The 18,670-nt window shown below is 58.6% G+C and carries 15 protein-coding genes and 1 tRNA gene; 7 read left to right on the top strand and 9 right to left on the bottom strand.

Annotated elements, in window-relative coordinates:
- Positions 1-65: 65 nt before the first annotated feature.
- From BN1724_RS05120 to BN1724_RS05135, 4 genes are all read left to right on the top strand, one after another.
- The gene (locus BN1724_RS05120) at positions 66-1,385 is read left to right on the top strand and encodes a sensor histidine kinase (RefSeq protein WP_157085767.1); all 1,320 of its coding nucleotides are present in this window, start codon (positions 66-68) and stop codon (positions 1,383-1,385) included.
- The gene (locus tag BN1724_RS05125) at positions 1,382-2,248 is read left to right on the top strand and encodes a response regulator transcription factor (protein WP_058234504.1); all 867 of its coding nucleotides are present in this window, start codon (positions 1,382-1,384) and stop codon (positions 2,246-2,248) included. The genes BN1724_RS05120 and BN1724_RS05125 overlap by 4 nt, the downstream gene beginning before the upstream one ends.
- A 105-nt stretch (positions 2,249-2,353) precedes the next feature.
- Complete coding sequence (locus BN1724_RS05130; RefSeq protein ID WP_058235775.1) at positions 2,354-3,235, top strand: ABC transporter ATP-binding protein; 882 nt, start codon at positions 2,354-2,356, stop codon at positions 3,233-3,235.
- A complete protein-coding gene (locus BN1724_RS05135) occupies positions 3,232-4,383 on the top strand; it encodes an ABC transporter permease (protein ID WP_084252775.1) in 1,152 nt (383 codons plus the stop codon). Before BN1724_RS05130 ends, BN1724_RS05135 begins: the two co-directional genes overlap by 4 nt.
- 240 nt (positions 4,384-4,623) lie before the next feature.
- Here BN1724_RS05135 and BN1724_RS05140 read toward each other — a convergent pair.
- Positions 4,624-4,696, bottom strand: a tRNA-Lys gene (locus tag BN1724_RS05140).
- A gap of 286 nt (positions 4,697-4,982) precedes the next feature.
- A complete protein-coding gene (locus BN1724_RS05145) occupies positions 4,983-5,261 on the bottom strand; it encodes a GlsB/YeaQ/YmgE family stress response membrane protein (protein ID WP_058234505.1) in 279 nt (92 codons plus the stop codon).
- A 330-nt stretch (positions 5,262-5,591) separates the two neighbouring features.
- Between BN1724_RS05145 and BN1724_RS05150 the strand changes: the two genes are divergently transcribed.
- Positions 5,592-7,301 (top strand): ABC-ATPase domain-containing protein, encoded by a 1,710-nt coding sequence (locus tag BN1724_RS05150; protein WP_172797079.1) that lies wholly within the window; start codon positions 5,592-5,594, stop codon positions 7,299-7,301.
- Between the two features lie 229 nt (positions 7,302-7,530).
- Here BN1724_RS05150 and nrdF read toward each other — a convergent pair whose 3' ends face one another.
- From nrdF to BN1724_RS05165, 3 genes are all read right to left on the bottom strand, one after another.
- On the bottom strand, positions 7,531-8,499 hold the full coding sequence (gene nrdF / locus BN1724_RS05155; RefSeq protein WP_058234507.1) for a class 1b ribonucleoside-diphosphate reductase subunit beta: 969 nt from the start codon (positions 8,497-8,499) through the stop codon (positions 7,531-7,533).
- Between the two features lie 259 nt (positions 8,500-8,758).
- Positions 8,759-9,520, bottom strand: coding sequence for an anaerobic ribonucleoside-triphosphate reductase activating protein (locus BN1724_RS05160; protein ID WP_058234508.1), 762 nt, complete (start codon positions 9,518-9,520; stop codon positions 8,759-8,761).
- Complete coding sequence (locus tag BN1724_RS05165; RefSeq protein ID WP_058234509.1) at positions 9,517-11,334, bottom strand: ribonucleoside triphosphate reductase; 1,818 nt, start codon at positions 11,332-11,334, stop codon at positions 9,517-9,519. Before BN1724_RS05165 ends, BN1724_RS05160 begins: the two co-directional genes overlap by 4 nt.
- 499 nt (positions 11,335-11,833) lie before the next feature.
- Between BN1724_RS05165 and BN1724_RS05170 the strand changes: the two genes are divergently transcribed.
- Positions 11,834-13,150, top strand: a complete 1,317-nt coding sequence (locus tag BN1724_RS05170) for a sensor histidine kinase (RefSeq protein ID WP_058234510.1) — start codon at positions 11,834-11,836, stop codon at positions 13,148-13,150.
- Between the two features lie 12 nt (positions 13,151-13,162).
- Entirely contained in the window at positions 13,163-13,804 is a 642-nt protein-coding gene (locus BN1724_RS05175) for a response regulator (protein ID WP_058234511.1), read from the top strand.
- A gap of 171 nt (positions 13,805-13,975) precedes the next feature.
- Here BN1724_RS05175 and nrdE read toward each other — a convergent pair whose 3' ends face one another.
- The 4 genes from nrdE to BN1724_RS05195 form a co-directional block, all read right to left on the bottom strand.
- Positions 13,976-16,108, bottom strand: coding sequence for a class 1b ribonucleoside-diphosphate reductase subunit alpha (gene nrdE / locus BN1724_RS05180; RefSeq protein WP_058235777.1), 2,133 nt, complete (start codon positions 16,106-16,108; stop codon positions 13,976-13,978).
- Between the two features lie 5 nt (positions 16,109-16,113).
- Complete coding sequence (gene nrdI / locus BN1724_RS05185; RefSeq protein ID WP_058234512.1) at positions 16,114-16,512, bottom strand: class Ib ribonucleoside-diphosphate reductase assembly flavoprotein NrdI; 399 nt, start codon at positions 16,510-16,512, stop codon at positions 16,114-16,116.
- A gap of 21 nt (positions 16,513-16,533) precedes the next feature.
- Entirely contained in the window at positions 16,534-16,797 is a 264-nt protein-coding gene (gene nrdH, locus BN1724_RS05190) for a glutaredoxin-like protein NrdH (RefSeq protein WP_058234513.1), read from the bottom strand.
- A 428-nt stretch (positions 16,798-17,225) separates the two neighbouring features.
- A complete protein-coding gene (locus BN1724_RS05195) occupies positions 17,226-18,662 on the bottom strand; it encodes a Gfo/Idh/MocA family oxidoreductase (RefSeq protein WP_058234514.1) in 1,437 nt (478 codons plus the stop codon).
- Positions 18,663-18,670: the final 8 nt, after the last annotated feature.

Below are 18,670 nucleotides of genomic sequence, written 5' to 3' on the forward strand. Positions count from 1 at the left end.
CGCCCGCGCCTAAGCATCTGCGAGAAGTGGACAGACGCGATCAACGCAACCGATAGAGTCACAGAGTGCACGAGAACCGCGAACTGCCGGCGAACTGGTTTCGCAAGGACCTAAGGATCATGCTGCTCATACTGGCATGTTCCCTCGTCTTCCAGGTCCTCATGGCTTATGCCCAACCGGGGGCTATTAAGCTCCCCGTGTGGTCCACGGTGCTGGTGGTGGCCATGATGGTTCCACTTCTTGTCCGTCGCCGCTGGCCAGAAGCGTGTTCTCTTATTCAAACCTGCGTATATTTTGTGCTCGGTACCGTCACCGGAGTAGAAATCTTCGCGACCCAGGTGGCGCTTTTCCTCGGCTTCTATTCCGTTGGTGCGTGGTCAGCTCATCGACGCCGGGCTTTTTTCACCCGATTTTTCATCGTCATCGCCATGGCTGTTTGGCTTTGGGTCACCTTCCTGATTGAGTTTCAAAACGTCCTTGCACAGCATCTCAGTATCAGCAAATATATTTCCGTTGTCGCCATCTTTACGCTCACAAATGTCGCGTATTTTGGCACTGCCTGGTATTTCGGAAACCGTTCCTGGGTGGTCTATCTTCAGGCACGAAAAATTCGTCTCGCACATGAAAAAATCGAAGCTCAGCAAGAGGAGTTGGCAGCACACGCGGTGGCGCTGGAAAGAATGCGTATCGCGCGTGAACTGCACGATGTGGTTGCCCATCACGTCACAGCTATGGGCGTGCAAGCGGGTGCGGCACGCCGGATCCTCATGAGAGATCCTCAGACCGCAGAAAAAGCTTTGCAAGCCGTCGAACAATCGTCCCGCAGCGCCATTTCCGAGCTGCACACCATGCTGCGGACTTTACGTGAAGACAACACTGATACTCAGCCACTTCCGACTCTCGCACAGATCGATGATCTGATTGATTTCACTCGACAGCTGGGCCACGACGTCACCTTGAATATCGTGGACACACTACCTGCGCTTTCGCCCGGGGTTGAACTCACCCTGTATCGCGTCGCTCAAGAAGCGTTGACCAACTCCCGTAAACATGCGGGTCTACGCACCAGCATGACGGTACGTTTGCGTCCCGTTGAGCAGGGAGTAGAACTCGAAGTGAGCGATAGCGGCGGTCGGTCAACCGCCCACGCCGCAGGAACCGGAACCGGCGTGCTAGGTATGCGTGAACGGGTACTCGCTGTCGGCGGCACATTGCAGGTCGGACCTAAACGACACGGAGGCTGGATGGTGCGGGCCTTCGTCCCGGTTGACAACACACCCACCGAGCCAACCCAGGCAACTTCGACCTCACAGGTCACCCAGGACACGAAGGAAACGCAGGACCCGCAATTCACGAAAGTAACGCAGCTGGAGACGACACCGTGACCCGAGTACTCCTGGTGGATGATCAACCGGTAATCCGGGTCGGGTTCCGCACGATTTTGGAGTCAGAGCCGGGAATTGACGTGATCGGTGAAGCATCTAATGGTCAGGATGCCGTCGATTTCGTAGCGAACCATCACGTGGATGTGGTCTGCATGGACGTGCAGATGCCGGGCATGGACGGCATCGAGGCAACCCGTCTCATTACCGCCGCCGGAGGCAGAGAAGCCGTCCTGATCCTCACCACATTCGATAATGATGACTTTCTCTTTTCTGCCCTCAACGCGGGTGCCAGCGGATTTCTGTTAAAAACTGCGGGGGCCGATGAACTCATTCATGCAGTTCTCACGCTGGCAAACGGCGAGGCCCTGCTCTCCCCGCAGGTCACCCGGCGCGTCATTGAGCGGTCGATGAGTAGCGGCGCACATGGTGCATGCGCCCTGGGCCGTGACGATACACGTGGGGCACGCGCTCTAGACGATGGTGGGAGGGCGCCCGTCCGGATTACGGATCATCTCGCGCCATCACGAGCTGACCAGCCCAGCATCGCTCAGCCAGTCTTCTCGCCGCATCAGTTTTCATCCCTTCCCGCGACAGCATCAACGCAAGTCAACTCTGGCGGTGATCCAGGATCCCGCCCCGCCATCGGCTCGGCTCAGGATCTCCTGGCGCAGCTCACGACCCGCGAGCGTGAAACTCTGCTGGGGATCGCGCGTGGCCTCAGCAATTCAGAAATCGCGGCGGAAATGTTCGTGGGTGAAGCGACCGTCAAAACACATGTCTCGAATGTGCTGATGAAACTGGGGACTCGAGACCGTATCCACACTGTCATCTGGGCCTACGAACACGGAGTGGTGGGGGATTAAATAGCTGCCACGGGGAGATAAAGCCGCTTCTCCCCCGTGCGGCGGAGCTACGCAATCCCCCGTATGCCGGATGTTATCGCGGCGCATTATTTCTACGCTGGGGTCATGTTGACCGTACATAATCTGAACCGCAGTTTCGGTTCGGCACACGTCCTCAAAGACGTCGGATTCTCCATTCGCCCCGGTCTCATGACGGGGTTCGTCGGAGGAAATGGCGCAGGGAAAACCACCACCATGCGTATCATTCTCGGGGTTTTAAGCGCTGACTCCGGCACCGTCGAGGTCGACGGCGCGCCCATCACAGCAGACTACCGGGCTGGTATCGGCTACATGCCGGAAGAGCGGGGTCTATACCCCAAAATGAAAATTATTGATCAGCTGATATACCTGGCCCAGTTACATGGGATGGACGCACCCACCGCGAAGGCACGTGGGGTCGACATTCTGGAGCGCCTTGGGCTCGGCGAACGCATGAAAGACAATTTGGAGACGTTGTCCCTAGGTAATCAGCAACGCGCCCAGATCGCGGCAGCCCTGGTGCATGATCCGGTCGCGCTCATTCTCGATGAACCGTTTTCCGGCCTCGATCCCATCGCGGTTGATACCACGATCGAGGTTTTGCGCGATGTCGCCGCTACCGGGGCACCTGTGCTGTTCTCTTCCCATCAGCTCGACCTGGTGGAGCGACTTTGCGACGAACTGGTGATTATTGCCAACGGCGAAATCCGAGCGCATGGCACCCGTGAATCCATTCTTAATGCCGCGACTATCCCCGAGTGGGAACTGCACACTAACTCGGATACCGGATGGATACGAGGGATGAACGTACAGGTCACGGAGTTTGACGGCGGCTATGCGCGGTTTTCCGCTGAGTCCCCCGAAAAAGCCGAGACGGTACTTCGCGAAGCCCTTAACCGAGGCACCGTGACAAAGTTTTCCCCTGTCACACGCTCCCTGCACGAAATCTTCCAGGAAGTTGTCCGATGAACAAGTCAGCCGTATCGTTCCCGTCACCAACGTCAGTGCCGGCTCAGCGCGTTCCTCATGCGAAGGTATCGTTTTGGAGTGCGGCCGGGATCGTCGCCAAGCGCGAGATCATTATCAAACTGACCTCAAAGTCCTACATCATCAGCACCGCGATTATGTTCCTCATTCTGCTCGCGGTGGTCGTGGTGGGTCCCTCGTTAATTTCAGCTATGAGTTCCGATAACACGGTGGCAGTGACCAGCCAGACGCAAGCGGCTGCGAAGTCACTCGGCGACGAGGTCACAGTGTTGGATGTTCCGGACGACGCCGCCGCTCGAGCCGCGGTTAAAGATGGGCGTGCTGATGCCGCAATCCTGCCCTCGAGCACTTCTCCCACTAAAGTAAAGCTGGTCGGCGAGCGGGATGTGCCATCGTCGCTTGTGCAAGGTTTCTCCGTTGCGCCGGAAGTTCAGCTTCTCGATCCCGATGCACCCGATCCTTCCGCGACCTTAATCGTCGGATTTGGTTTCGCGATCGTGTTTTATATGGCTGCTCTGGTATTCGGAATCGCTATTGCAAATTCTGTGGTGGAGGAAAAGCAGACCCGCATTGTTGAAATCCTGCTCGCGACGGTCTCAGCCCGCGCCATTTTGACGGGCAAAGTCATCGGTAACTCAGTGATGGCGATGGCACAGATTCTGTTGTACGTGGTGATCTCGTGCGCGGGGATGTTCCAAAGCGGAGGCTTTATCAGCTTTGATCGTCTGGGGGTTCCCATCGCATGGTTCGTGGTGCTATTCGCCATCGGTTTCGTAATGCTGGCGTCCCTCTACGCAGCCGCAGCGTCACTAGTTTCGCGTACTGAAGATCTATCGACTGCGATAAGCCCAATTTTATACCTTATCATGATACCGTACTTTGGCGTTATCTTCTTTAGCGGAAACCCCACCGTTATGCAAGTACTGTCATATATTCCATTCGCCGCACCCGTCGCCGTTCCGGTGCGCATATTCCAGCAACAAACGTCATGGTGGGAAAGCGGCCTCTCCGTGGCCATCCTCATTGCCTCGACTGTGGGAGTGATCTGGTTTGCGGCCCGGGTTTACGAACGTTCCATCTTGCGCATGGGTAAGCGCCTGCGTTGGCGAGACGCGTTGAAAAGCAGCTGAGGGTCGTAGGGGTCATAAACAGACAACGACGCAGGAGCGTGCACTGTAACCGCAACCCCTACCCGAGAGTCTGATTCACTGGGCGGCGCCGGATAGACGGCGTCGCCCAGTGCTGTGTTTCATCAAAACGATCCTGCAAGGGACGGGGCCGCGGCCTGCGCCAAGTCTGAGGCATGGATAGTGGGGTGACATACGTCTGCATTCAGCAGAGACGATGGCAGCGGCGCGAATACGTGACGGTGGGCCCCGTGGGGATCGAACCCACGACCTGCGGATTAAAAGTCCGATGCTCTACCGACTGAGCTAGAGGCCCTCACTGCCACATGGCAGCTACACCAGTGTACGGCCCCAACGGGCCTCTCGGCGACCTGAGCAGGTTGTGCTCGCTCACAGTATTGCGAACTTGGCTTCGCCGCGCTGCCTTCCTGAGGCCTTGACCCCTGATCATCATAGATCCCCGCCGTGAGCTCAGTTCGACTGGCCTCATTGAGGTGAACACCCCGCGATACGTCCCCAAAACAAAGCGGCACCCGCCGAGATGGCGGGTGCCGCTTAGATCAGGCTGAGAGCCTAAGGGAACTCAGCTGAAATAACGCATGTCAGGAGCCAGACCTCTTCGTGAGGAAGCCATACACGACCAGGAACACCAAGGCGCCAATAACAGACGTAAACAGCGTGCCAAGGCTCCACGGATTCGCGAAGATCTTGCCGATGCCACCGTCCGTGAACAGTCCACCGAGGAAGCCTCCGACGAGAGCGCCAACCACACCAAGAATGATGGTGGCAATGATGCCCCCACCCTGCTTACCGGGCATAATCGCCTTGGCAATAGCCCCTGCGATCAGGCCGACGATGATCCAGGAAATAAAGCTCCACATGGGGATGTTCCTTTCTCTAGGGATGCGGGATTTACGATGACGCTGCTGTCGTAGCCAACATCCGCGTACTGCCATTATGCGCCCTAGCCGATCAAATCAGCTCATCCACCATCGGAATTACCCTAATCGCGATCAGAAAATAGCCTTATGTGCGGTGCTGTCACACCTCAAGCAGCACCACGATTCAAAGAAACGGCCTTTATCTCCCCGCCTTACTTGACTGCTCTCGCCCGACGCGTCTGCTCGAGGTAATAGTCTGATAACAATTCGGCACCGCCTCCCCGGCCCGACTGCCACAGCACCACGACAGCACCGATCATGAGGATGACTATGCGTGACCACACAAGCCTTGAACGCATCCTCAGCCAGATTGATGGCCGAGGATACGCCTCGTATAAACAACTCGTCGGCACCTACGACTTGGGCCCCTTCCAGCTGGCCATCGACCACGTTCAGGTAGACCCTTTCGCGCCGCCATCTCGTATGCGGATTATCGTTCATCCCGATGATGCACAGTTGCCCGCTGATCTGACCACCGACAGGCTCGGGCAGCGCGCTGTAGCAGATGTCCTCACCCGTCGTTTCGTTGACGCCACCCACCGTTTCACGCCGAAACCATCTGGCACGGGCAATAGCGGGCTGGTCAGTATTGGACAGGTGGGCCAGCAGATCCTTGAGCGTACTAGCGTCATCGTCGCTCGCGATCGCATCGAAGCACGAGTTGATGTGGGGCTACCCGCCGCTGGACGTAGAGTCCGAGGGCGCGAGGCATATAAACTCCTGGTCAGCGTCCTACCAAGGATTGCTGACGCCTCGCTCGTATACGCAAATCTTGACCTTCAAGCCCTATCCGATCACGTGACCCTACTCCGCGATCAGGAGTGGCTGCGCAGCCAACTACGCGGTCGAGGCCTCATTGCATTTGTGGGCGATGGCGCGATTCTCCCGCGACGGTCAGGGAACTCGGATCTCCCTTTGGCACGCGATGCGGCAGTTGAGTGGCACAGCCCGGATACTTTGCGGGTAGATTTTCAACTGCCTAGTGGGCGTTCGATATCGGGCATGGGCATTCCCGAGGGGGTTACCGTCATTGTCGGCGGTGGTTATCACGGCAAATCAACTCTTCTGCGGGCTATTGAACGCGGGGTGTATCCACATATCGGCGGTGACGGTCGAGAGTGGGTTATTACTCGCGCGGACGCAGTGTCCATTAGGGCGGAAGATGGTCGTGCAGTCACCGGTGTCGACATCTCAGCTTTGATTACGAATCTCCCATCGGGTACCGACACTCGGTCATTCAGCACTACGAATGCCAGCGGATCAACCTCACAGGCCGCAAACTTGGTGGAGGCTATTGAGGCTGGCGCGTCTGCGTTACTCATTGACGAAGACACCTCCGCGACGAATTTCATGATCCGCGATGAGCGTATGCGCGCGCTGGTCCCTTCTAGTAAGGAGCCCATTACACCGTTCGTAGATCGCGTTCGCCCGCTTTTTACGGAGCGCAGCGTCTCCACCATTTTGGTGGCGGGAGGATCAGGGGCCTTCTTCGATGTTGCTGACCGGGTGATTGCGCTCGACCACTACGCCCCGCACGATGTCACGCAGCAGGCCCGTCTGCTATCGGCGCCGCGTGACAATAACACCTCGATGACGTCTGCGGTCTTTACTGATCAGCGCACGTCGCGAATTCCAAAGCCAAACTCGTTCTCGGGATCAGCGAACCGGAAACCCTCAAAAGCCGGCGAGGCCACAATCCAGTGTGCCAGTGAGACGATCGATCTGAATGCGGTTGGGCAACTGATTGATCCAGCGCAGACCCAAGCCATTGCGCATTCACTAGATCGGATTGCTGAGATCATCGACGGCGAGTTATCTATCACCGAGCTCGTGCGTGCGGTTCAGGATCGCATTGACCGCGAGGGACTGGACTGGCTATCACCTTTCCAGGGCCATCCTGGACATCTGGCTAGGCCTCGAACGCACGAGCTTCATGCCGCGATCAACCGTTATCGGGGGCTGACGCTTAAGGGGACGTGACTTGCAACCGTACTCGTCGTTGTTTTGTGCTGACATCGTAAGATCGCGCGGACCGAGCGTGCCATCGACCGGAAAGCAGCTTGAGACCAGCAGAACTCCGGGTATCTCCGACGTTCACCTCCGACCTCCTCTATCCACCTGAAGACGGCATGAAAAGAGGCCCGGACCTGCTGAAAATCTGCAAATCCGAGCCTCCCCAGCCCTCGCCAGACCAGGCTAAGTTAGCGACTCAGAAGTCCCAGTCCTCGTCTTCAGTCTCAACGGCTTTACCCATCACATAGGACGAGCCGGAGCCGGAGAAGAAGTCATGGTTCTCGTCGGCGTTGGGTGACAGCGACGCGAGGATCGCGGGGTTCACCTCGCATGCCTCAGCCGGGAACAGCCCTTCGTAGCCGAGGTTCATCAGCGCTTTGTTGGCGTTATAGCGCAGGAACATCTTGACGTCTTCAGTCCACCCCACCGGATCGTAGAGGTCTTCGGTGTATTCCTCTTCGTTGTCGTAAAGCTCAAGAAGCAGAGACATGGTGTAGTCCTTGAGCTCTTGCTGGCGCTGCGGATCGGATTTTTCGACAGCTTTTTGGTACTTGTATCCGATGTAGTAACCGTGAACGGCTTCGTCGCGGATAATTAGGCGAATCACGTCAGCGGTATTGGTCAGTTCACCGTGACTGGACCAGTACATCGGCAAGTAGAAACCGGAGTAAAACAGGAAGGACTCCAGCAGCGTAGAGGCCACCTTGCGCTTTTCCGGATCGTCACCCTCGTAGTACGACATCACGATTTTAGCCTTTTTCTGCAAAGGCTCATTATGCTCAGACCAACGGAACGCTTCGTCGATCTGTTTGGTGGAGCAAAGGGTGGAGAAGATCGAGCTGTAGGATTTCGCGTGCACGCTCTCCATGAATGCGATGTTGGTGTACACGGCCTCTTCATGCGGGGTGATCGCGTCGGGGATGAGGGACACAGCCCCGACGGTTCCCTGCACCGTATCCAGCAAGGTGAGGCCCGTAAAGACTCGCATTGTCAGGGTCTGTTCCAGTTCGGTGAGACGTCCCCATGACGGGATGTCGTTGGATACCGGGACTTTTTCGGGAAGCCAGAAGTTACCGGTGAGCCGGTCCCAGACTTCGTCATCCTTCGGGTCAATGAGACGGTTCCAGTTAATGGCCTGGACGCTGTGCTTGAGGTGGTCGTTCACCGTATCCTCGCGTTCCTTCCGAAAGTCGTGTGGGGCTCCTCAGTCTAGAACGGCCCCATGGTCAGGTTGAGAAATGGTCGTCTGTGAAACGTATCGGCGTCGGCATAAGTCAGTGGTCTCGCCGGGGCCAACATCACGTCGCGCGCCATAAGGCCAACATCACGTCGCGCGCATGCGAGCAGCATCCAATCGTGCAGTAAGGCCAGCATCAACCGCGTGTCCGTGGGCTGTCATTAGGCCAGGCGACATACAACCAGCCTCAGGCAGCACGGCACTCGATCCGCACCCCGAGCTCAGATCCCACCTCCTTGGCCGCGTTGACGGTCTCCTCAAAGGCTGCATTCCACCGCGCATAGCTCGCTAGTTGGGCCGCGAACTCAGCAGGCGCACCGTCAGATCGCGCTTGCTGCAAGACCAGCTGGTGCACACCTGCGTCAGCGGCACATCGCAGCACGTCGTGCACCTGACCCGTGAGGGCCGGGGTGACGGTCATCCGCGCCTCATAGTCAATTCCTGACGTAACGAGGTATCCCAACGATTCCCGTACCCGTTGCCATGCACCGGGCCGCCCCACGGTCGAGGTGTAGCCGGATGGGCTGGCCTTGAGGTCAAAGCCCACCCAGTCCACGACGACAGGCATATCCTCGCGTCCGCATCCTACGAGGTCAGCGAGTCGAGCCGGATAGGCTCCACCGGTGTGCAACCCCACCGCGAATCCCATCTGTTTCACCGCGGCGGCTGCACCGTACACGGCGTGCTGCATAGTTGCTTCTCCACCGCTAAAAACCATGCCATCCAGCAGACCTCGCCGACTGTTCATAAAGCTCAGCACCTGGTCCCAGGGCAGTACGCCAGCGGTCTTAGGATCGAGAATCGAGGTATTGTGGCAGTAGCCGCACCGCCAAGGGCATCCCTGGCAAAAAACGGTCGCAACCAGCTGTCCCGGCCAATCCACGGTGGACAAAGCGGTGATCCCCGCGATCCGCAGGGTGCGGGGATCACTACTCGCCGCACGATTCACACCCTGGCTCCCGCTGCCGCTTCGCTGAAGAACGTCCGCTGCGCGAACTCGGCCTTCTTCCCGATGTTGAAGCTTTTGACGGGACGGTGGTAGCCCATGACACGAGTCCACACTTCACACTGCACCGGTTCGGCACTCGGACGTTCGGTGGCACAGCGGGTGCACACGGGCTGTTCTCCGGCGAGGTAACCGTGATTCGGACAGATTGAGAACGTCGGGGTGATGGTGAGGTACGGCAAGCGGAAGCGGCTGAGCGCCCGACGCACGAGGGTTCGGCAGGCATCCGCAGAGCTCATCTTCTCCCCCATGTACAAGTGCAAAACGGTGCCACCGGTGTACCGGGTTTGCAGATCATCTTGCTGCTCAAGGGCGGCAAAGGGATCCTCGGTGGCATCGACCGGAAGCTGAGAAGAATTCGTGTAGTACGGGCTTTCCGTGGTGCCCGCTTGCAGAATGTCGGTAAAGCGGGCTCGGTCTTCTTTGGCGAACCGATACGTCGCTCCTTCGGCGGGGGTGGCTTCTAGGTTGTATAGGTTGCCGGTCTCTTCTTGGAACTCGACCATGCGTGTGCGCACATGGTCCAAAATCCGCACACACATGGCGTGCCCGTCAGGATGGGTGAGGTCATGCTGCTCGCGGGTGAAGTTGCGAACCATTTCGTTCATGCCGTTCACACCGAGGGTTGAAAAATGGTTGGCGAGCGTACCCATGTAGCGCTTGGTGTACGGGTATAGGCCCTGGTCAATTAGTTGCTGCACTACCGCGCGGCGCCGTTCCAAAGTGTCTTTGCCGACCTCAAGCAGACGATCAAGCTCCCTCACCAGGGCCTTTTCATCCCCCGCGTAGAGGTAGCCGAGCCGGGCCATATTCACGGTCACGACGCCGACCGACCCGGTGAGTTCAGCGGATCCGAATAGTCCGTTACCTCGTTTGAGGAGCTCACGCAGGTCCAGTTGCAGTCGGCAGCACATGGAGCGGATCATTCCCGGGTCCAGGTCAGAGTTGATGAAGTTCTGGAAGTAGGGGAGCCCGTATTTCGCGGTCATGGCGAACAGACGGGTCGCGTTGTCGCTGTCCCAGTCGAAGTCGGCCGTGATGTTGTAGGTGGGAATGGGGAAGGTGAATACTCGGCCGTCGGCATCGCCCGCGGTCATCACCTCGATATAGGCCCGATTGATCATGTCCATTTCGACCTGCAGGTCGCCGTAGCTGAAATCGCATACTTCGCCGCCGACCAGCGGATATTGATCCTTCAGATCATCCGGGCACACCCAGTCGAAGGTGAGATTAGTAAACGGGCACTGACTTCCCCAGCGGGAGGGCACATTGAGGTTGTAGATCAGCTCCTGCATGCACTGCAACACCTGGGAGTAGTCCATGTCATCCAGGCGCACAAACGGCGCCATATAGGTGTCGAAGGAGCTGAAGGCTTGCGCCCCCGCCCATTCGTTTTGCAGCGTTCCGAGGAAGTTTACGATCTGGCCGCAGGCAGAAGAAAAGTGTTTGGGCGCACCAGCCGCAATGGCGCCGCTCACGCCGTTAAATCCTTCCTCCAGCAGGCGGCGCAGCGACCAGCCCGCGCAATAGCCGGTGAGCATATCGAGATCGTGGATGTGTAGATCTCCGTCCCGGTGTGCGCGCGCCGCCTCCGAGCTGAACACCTCATCCAGCCAGTAGGTGGCGATAGCTTTGCCAGCCGCGTTCAGCACCAGTCCGCCGACAGAGTAGTCCTGGTTCGCATTCGCGTTGACTCTCCAGTCGGAGCGATCCAAATATTCGCGCACGGTGGCCACTGCGTCGTAGGGAGTTGGCATTGCCTCAGTCCTTCACTGGTTTTATGGCGCGACAAATAGACCTGCGCAGGGACGTCGCCTCACCGGCCTTGGGCCGCGGCATCGGTCACCCGCGCGAGGTCATATCGCGATCATCGGGTTGAGATGGTCCTACCAAAAGTCACGCGGCTCTCGTGGGCGCAGGCCATAAATAACACTCCGCTTCTCGTCGAGCCGCATCACCTACTGTACGGAGGCGACCACAACATATTGCGTCTGCGACACGCCGATGACACAACACATAGTGGTTGACCGCGTTCTTCCGCGGGGTTTGAGGACGTAAGTCCCCCGGGAGTTAAGTGCCCGTCTCGGCCACCACCTACCACCCATGTCTGGCCACCTACCCACGTGCACAGACACCACCCGCCACTCATACAGATGCCGCCTGCCACCTCCACGGGCCTCACCCACCACTCACCGGGGCATCACCGCGGCACACGCAAAGTACCGATCCACTCTCGCGGTCAGCGACACTAGAGATATGGCATCCGTATCCGCACCCGACACCGTGCGCCCAGCTAAGCCACCCTCGGCTCTGCGGCGATGGTTGCGCGAAGTCGGACGCGGACTCGGCTACCAGCTCGCGAATTTTCCCTTAGCTCTGATCGGCTTCACCCTCACGATCATCCTGTTTTCTCTAGGCTTTGCCACCACCTTGATCTGGATAGGGTTTCCGCTCCTGATTGCTGGCGCCTACACAGCCCGAGGTTTCGCAGGTGTTGAACGCGCTCTGCTGCGCGGCCTCCTACGGCGCGAGGCACCCACCCCCCTATACCGTCAACTTGACCGCAGGTCCACCAGGTTCCGGCGCGCCCTCACCCCGCTTGCCGACCCTCAAACCTGGATGGACGCGCTGTGGACCCTCATCCACTTCCTGCTCATGATGATCACCTTGCCCGTTGCGCTGCTGTGGGCGTTGGGCGCGGCGATCACGGTGCTCGGCCCCGTCTCAATCATGCTGACCCGTCGAGTAATTCCCCCAACTGACTACCACAGTCTGGGTCTGCTTCTGGGCTATAAGGGAACCGCCGCGTTCATCACAGATATTGCCGTGCCCGGTCTGATAGGGCTGTTCTTCCTGCTCACCATCGCTCCTATGATGCGCCTGCTGAGCCTGGTGCATTCAGCTGTCAGCTATGGCTTGCTGTGTTCTCGCCATGACGAGCAGCAACGACTGGCCCAAACACAGCGGTCCCGTGATGCCGGTCGCGCAGCCGAAGCCGAATCGCTGCGCCGACTGGAACGAGATCTGCACGACGGCCCCCAGCAGGGCCTGGTGCGCGCCACTATGGACCTCGCCCGGGCTGAACGGCTCGCTGCCATCGACCCGGAACGATCCCTGAGTATTGTGCGAGATACCCGGGCCAGACTGAGTGAAACTCTCGCGGAACTGCGACGGCTCTCCCGCGGCATTGCCCCGCCGATCCTCATTGATCGCGGTCTGCTGGCGGCGCTCACGGAGCTCACGGCCCGCTCTTCTATCCCGACTACCGTCACGTGCCCTCATGACCGTCTCCCCGCCCATATCGAAACGGGCATTTACTACGTTGCATCCGAGGCGCTCGCCAATGCGAATAAGCACTCCCAGGCTCGTACGGTGACCGTATGCGTGCAGATTGATAGTGAACGAGCTCAGGTGCGTATCGAGGATGATGGGGTGGGCGGCGCTGCTTTTTCTAAAGGACACGGATTGGTTGGGCTCACCGAACGCGTTGCCGCATTAGAGGGCACACTTCGTTTGGAATCTCCGCGGGGCGGACCAACTGCGCTCGAAGCTGTTATTCCTATCGGCTCATGAAAGGTTGACCCGGTGCGTATCGTGATTGCCGACGATTCGGCTCTGCTTCGCGAAGGACTCCGCTTGCTGTTGGAAGAAGCGGGTCATGACGTTGTCGATGTTGCCGACGACGGACCCGGTTTAGTTAACGCCGCGCTGCACCATCGACCCGATCTCGTGGTGACCGACATCCGCATGCCTCCGACGCACACCGATGAAGGTCTGCGCAGCGCTCAGGCGATCCGTGCCGCCTGGCCTGAAGCCCCGATTATTCTACTCAGCCAGTACGTGATTATCTCCTACGCTGCCGACCTCTTGGCCTCTGGGCACGGCGCAACGGGCTACCTGCTGAAAGACCGCGTCAGCGATATTGGATCGTTCCTGGATGCTGTGGAACGCGTCGCCGAGGGCGGGTTCGTCATGGACCCGGAAATTGTCGGCCAGGTCATCGCATCTAAACGGCATTCCCCGCTGGATGACCTCACTCCCCGGGAGCGTGAAGTTCTCGAGCTCATGGCTGAGGGCCTGACCAACGCTCGGATCGCCGAACGGCTTGTGATTACCGAAGGCACGGTGGAGAAATACTCGCAGAGGCTGTTCGCGAAGCTCGGCCTCTCAGACGAAACCACCGTTCACCGTCGGGTCAAAGCCGTGCTCACACTGTTGCAGGGTTAGCACAGCGCCCACCTATAGGGCACTGCCGCCGGACTAGGGCGCCGCCTGAAGGGTGAGGCACCGACCAGGGCAAGACATCAACCATGGGTAAGACATCGACCACGGGTAAGGCCCCGCCATACAGTATCCACTGTCAGCGATCGCTCCCTGCACCAGCGTGAGCTCTCGACGTTACAGCATGCAGCTAACGCAGCCCTCAACCTCCGTGCCTTCAATGGCCATCTGCCTCAAGCGAATGTAGTAGATGGTTTTAATACCTTTGCGCCAGGCGTAGATCTGTGCCTTATTGACATCGCGCGTCGTCGCGGTATCAGGGAAGAACAGCGTCAGGCTGAGACCCTGATCCACGTGCTGAGTGGCTTCCGCGTAGGTGTCGATGATCTTTTCGGGACCGATTTCGTAGGCGTCACGGTAGTACTCCAGATTGTCGTTCGTCATGAACGGCGCCGGGTAATACACGCGACCAATCTTGCCTTCCTTACGGATCTCAATTTTCGACACAATCGGGTGGATTGATGAGGTCGAGTTATTGATGTAAGAAATTGACCCGGTGGGAGGAACGGCCTGCAAATACGCGTTGTACATGCCGTGTTCCATGACGTCTGCCCGCAACTTTTTCCAGTCGTCCTGGGTGGGTAGATGGGCACTGGATGCGGCGAAGAGATCACGAACCTTTTGCGTCTTCGGCTCCCACACCCGATCGATGTATTTGTCGAAGTATTCGCCGGTTCCGTACTGGGAGTCGGCAAAGTCGTGGAAGGTTTCGCCGCGCTCACGAGCAATTTTGTTCGACGCCTTGATGCACTGATACACCACGGCGTAGAAGTACATGTTGGTGAAGTCCAGACCCTCTTCGGACCCGTAATGGATCTCCTCACGCGCGAGGAAGCCGTGCAGGTTCATCTGTCCGAGTCCAATAGCGTGCGACTTGCTGTTGCCGTGGGCAATCGTAGGCACACTCTGAATGTCCGAGTGATCAGACACACTGGTCAGAGCCCGAATCGCAGTCTCAATGGTGCTCTCAAAATCAGGGGAATCCATCGCCGTGGCAATGTTGAGGGACCCCAGGTTGCACGAGATATCCCGACCTAGATGCTTATAGGAGAGATCAACATTCAGGTCGCTCGGCGTGGAGATCTGCAGGATCTCCGAGCAGAGATTTGAATGGGTCACCTTACCTGGAATCGGGTTCGACCGATTGACCGTATCCTCAAACATGATGTACGGGTACCCGGATTCAAACTGAATCTCCGCAAGCACCTGGAAAAAGTCGCGGGCCCGGATCTTTTTCTTTGAGATGCGGGCATCGTCAACCATCTCCCGATAATGCTCGGAGATATTCACATCCGCGAAGGGCTTACCGTATACCCGCTCGACGTCATACGGCGAGAACAGGTACATCGGCTCATTATTACGGGCTAGCTCAAAGGTAATATCGGGAACGACCACTCCCAGAGAGAGGGTTTTGATCCGGATCTTCTCGTCCGCGTTCTCACGCTTCGTATCCAGGAACCGCAAGATATCCGGGTGATGGGCGTGCAGATACACCGCACCGGCCCCCTGCCGAGCACCCAGCTGGTTCGCGTACGAAAATGAGTCCTCCAAAAGCTTCATCACCGGGATGACGCCGCTGGATTGGTTTTCGATCTGCTTAATCGGCGCACCGTATTCGCGCAGGTTAGACAGCAGCAGGGCGACCCCACCGCCGCGCTTGGACAGCTGCAGCGCCGAGGTAATCCCCCTCCCAATGGACTCCATATTGTCTTCTAGCCGCAGCAGGAAGCATGACACGAGTTCACCGCGCTGTTTCTTGCCAGCGTTGAGGAAGGTGGGAGTGGCCGGCTGGAAGCGACCGGTCATAATCTCGGTCATGAGATTTTCGGCGAGCGCAGTGTCACCGTCACCGAGCGCCAGAGCCACCATGCAGACTCGATCCTCAAAGCGCTCAAGGTACCTCTTACCGTCGAACGTCTTAAGCGTGTACGAGGTGTAGTACTTAAAGGCGCCGAGGAAGGTGGGGAACCGGAACTTGAAAGCGTAGGCGCGCTTGTACAGCTGCTTCACGAACGCGAAGTCGTATTTGTCGAGGATCTCAGCCTCGTAGTAGTCGTTTTCCACGAGGTAGTCGAGCTTTTCCTGCAACGAGTGGAAGAACACCGTGTTCTGGTTGACGTGCTGCAGGAAATACTCGCGCGCTGCGAGGCGATCCTTGTCGAACTGGATTTTGCCGTCTGCGCCGTACAGGTTCAGCATCGCATTCAGTGCGTGGTAATCCAGCGCCCTGTGATGCTCGTGAGCTGGCATCTCCGTCACTGTCGCCAAAATCGTTCCAATCCATCCTGGACCTTCTCAACATCCTGCCTGGAGCCGAGAAGCTCGAATTTGTAGAGATGAGGGACTTTGCACTTAGCGGAAATAATGTCGCCCGCTATGCAGTACGCCGTCCCGAAGTTGGTGTTCCCTCCAGAGATCACACCCCGGATAAGGGATCGGTTGTGCTCGTCATTTAAAAATCGGATGACCTGTTTGGGGACCGCGCCCCGATCGTTACCGCCCCCGTAGGTCGGCACGATCAGAACGTACTCCTCGTCGATGCGCAGCGGTTCATCGCGCGGATATAGCGGGATCCTGTGCGCTGGCAGGCCGAGCTTCTCAACAAACCGGTGGGTATTGCCGGAGACGGAGGAGAAGTAGACGATGGTGCCCATGGCGACGCCTCCGCCTCCGGTTCAGATCGCGATGGCGTGACGCTGGCCCTGCTGGGCAGCGGCGGCGGTCATGGCCTTGATCTTGTCCGGGCGGAATCCGGACCAGTGGTCAGTGGAGGTGATGACAACGGGAGCCTGCATGTAGCCCATGCCCTTGATCTTGGCGAGAGCTTCGGCGTCCTCGGTGACATCCACGACGACGTAGTCGAGCCCAGCCTTATTCAGCGCACGCTTGGTGGCATCGCACTGAACGCACATGGGCTTGGAGTACACGGTGATTTCCATGGGAGGCGAAGCCTTTCTCGCATCAGTCTTCAATCGGGGCAGTCAGTCTGTATGGGGGACTTCAGGGATCCTGGGCACTTAGACGCACGTTGGCATAGGTCAACGTGCGCACTTCAGGTGCTGTTTCCCTTGCCTTCCCTGCTTCTGGCGGGCCAGGTCCTGACCCACTTCCCAGGGTTTATCGCCCCGTTCGGAGCGACAGCGATAACACTACACCTAGTGGCCCCTGCGATGGGACACCACAAGATGTACTGAATTACACGCGTGTATGTTGATGAATTGTGGAGACGGTTGTGGATGGATGGGGACGTCGAAGCCTAGGCGCCCACCTCCTGCGCAAACGACTGTGGACAGTCAACACACAAGGGCCCCACACCCGGTGGATGACGGGATGTGGGGCCCTCAAAAAAGTTGTGGGGTGGGTCAGCTCACGGCGTGTCGCGTCGGTGTGTCTCCGCCGCAGGGTGCGCATCGGCTTGACCGTGCGCACTGGTGTCAGCGAGCTCCCCAGCGCCAGGATGTGACTCGTTCTCTGGGCTGGATCCGACCTCGAAGCGGTGTGCATCCTCGGAGCTGGATCTCGCCCCCGCGCCAGTTTCAAAGTCAGCCTGAGACACCTCGTCGGACTGGGCTTGCAAATCGGCCTCCGACACCGACCCGGATTCAGGTTCGGACTCAGACCCGGACTCACTAGACCCCTCGGCAGCAGCCTCAGGTACCGGCTCAGGCTCCGGTTCCAATGTGCGCCCCTCAGCCGTGACGATCTCGGCCAAGATCTGCCGTGCAAGCTCGATATCGGCCAATGCCTCTGCGGACCCGGTGTGCGGAGCTTTCCCATGGGTGACCATGTCGTGGAAGGCATCCCACATCATGTCTGCGCACGGGGTGGGGAACTCTCGGACGATTTCTTGCACCCCGGCAGTACCATCTTTCTCGCGGGAAATCAGCCGCGATGGACGGTCCCCAAGAGATGGCGCACGCAGATCAGCTCGCACCCGTCGGCGGGTGGACAAAACAGAGATGGTGTCGGAGTGCTCGGGGGCGAACGGGAGGTAGTGCCATACCGCCCGGAGCGGCGTGTCAGCGCGCAGTGTCGCCAGAATCTCGATGGACCCAGGAATCACCCCGTCGGGCCATTGACGAACCCAGCGGACCTCTTCAAGCGGACCGTATGCGGTACGCAACGCCGCCAGCTGATGCATGAGACCGGTGAGCAAACCCTTGACGAAGATATCGCGGTCGCGAGCGGTGGTGGCCCGCCCAGCCCCTTTCTCCACGGCATCATCCAGTGCCTCCCGTCGCTGGTTGCGCACCTCCAGCGGAAGGTCATACGCCGACGGAGTGACATTGTGCTGCCTAAACAACGGGGTCGAGGCGGGCATGATCGTCTCAGCTTCCACCATGCGGGCATCGGTTACCGGCAGGGCGTCGGCGAGTGCTGCGAGCGCCTCGTCGTACTGGTTCGGATACGCGAGCATCAGGAGCGGACGACCGCACATCCGTTCAAAGTTCCGCACCCGTTCGATGTCCTCGCGGGCGTATCCCAGCGGCGGCTCAACCAGCATCGGGATTCCGCGCCGCATGGCGCTAAGCACGTCCTCGCTGTGCAGACCGTCCGAGGCGAGCACGATAGCGTCAATGCTCAGCTCCCGGGCTCGCACCGCATCGAGTATCCCCGCGAGGTCTTCGTAGCGCCGGTCCTGCGGGATCCCAAAGACATCGCCGGCCTCACGTCGACGGCGCTCTGATATATCCGCGAGTGCAGCAATCTCATAAAGATCCCATCGCCTGCGCAAAACGGGCAGGTGGACGGATTGCGCCATGGTGCCGGCGCCGACCACCGCGATCCGGATGCGTTCAGTCATGTGCGTTC

It is taken from the genome of Devriesea agamarum, from assembly GCF_900070355.1.
GTDB classification, from domain to species: Bacteria; Actinomycetota; Actinomycetes; order Actinomycetales; family Dermabacteraceae; genus Devriesea; species Devriesea agamarum.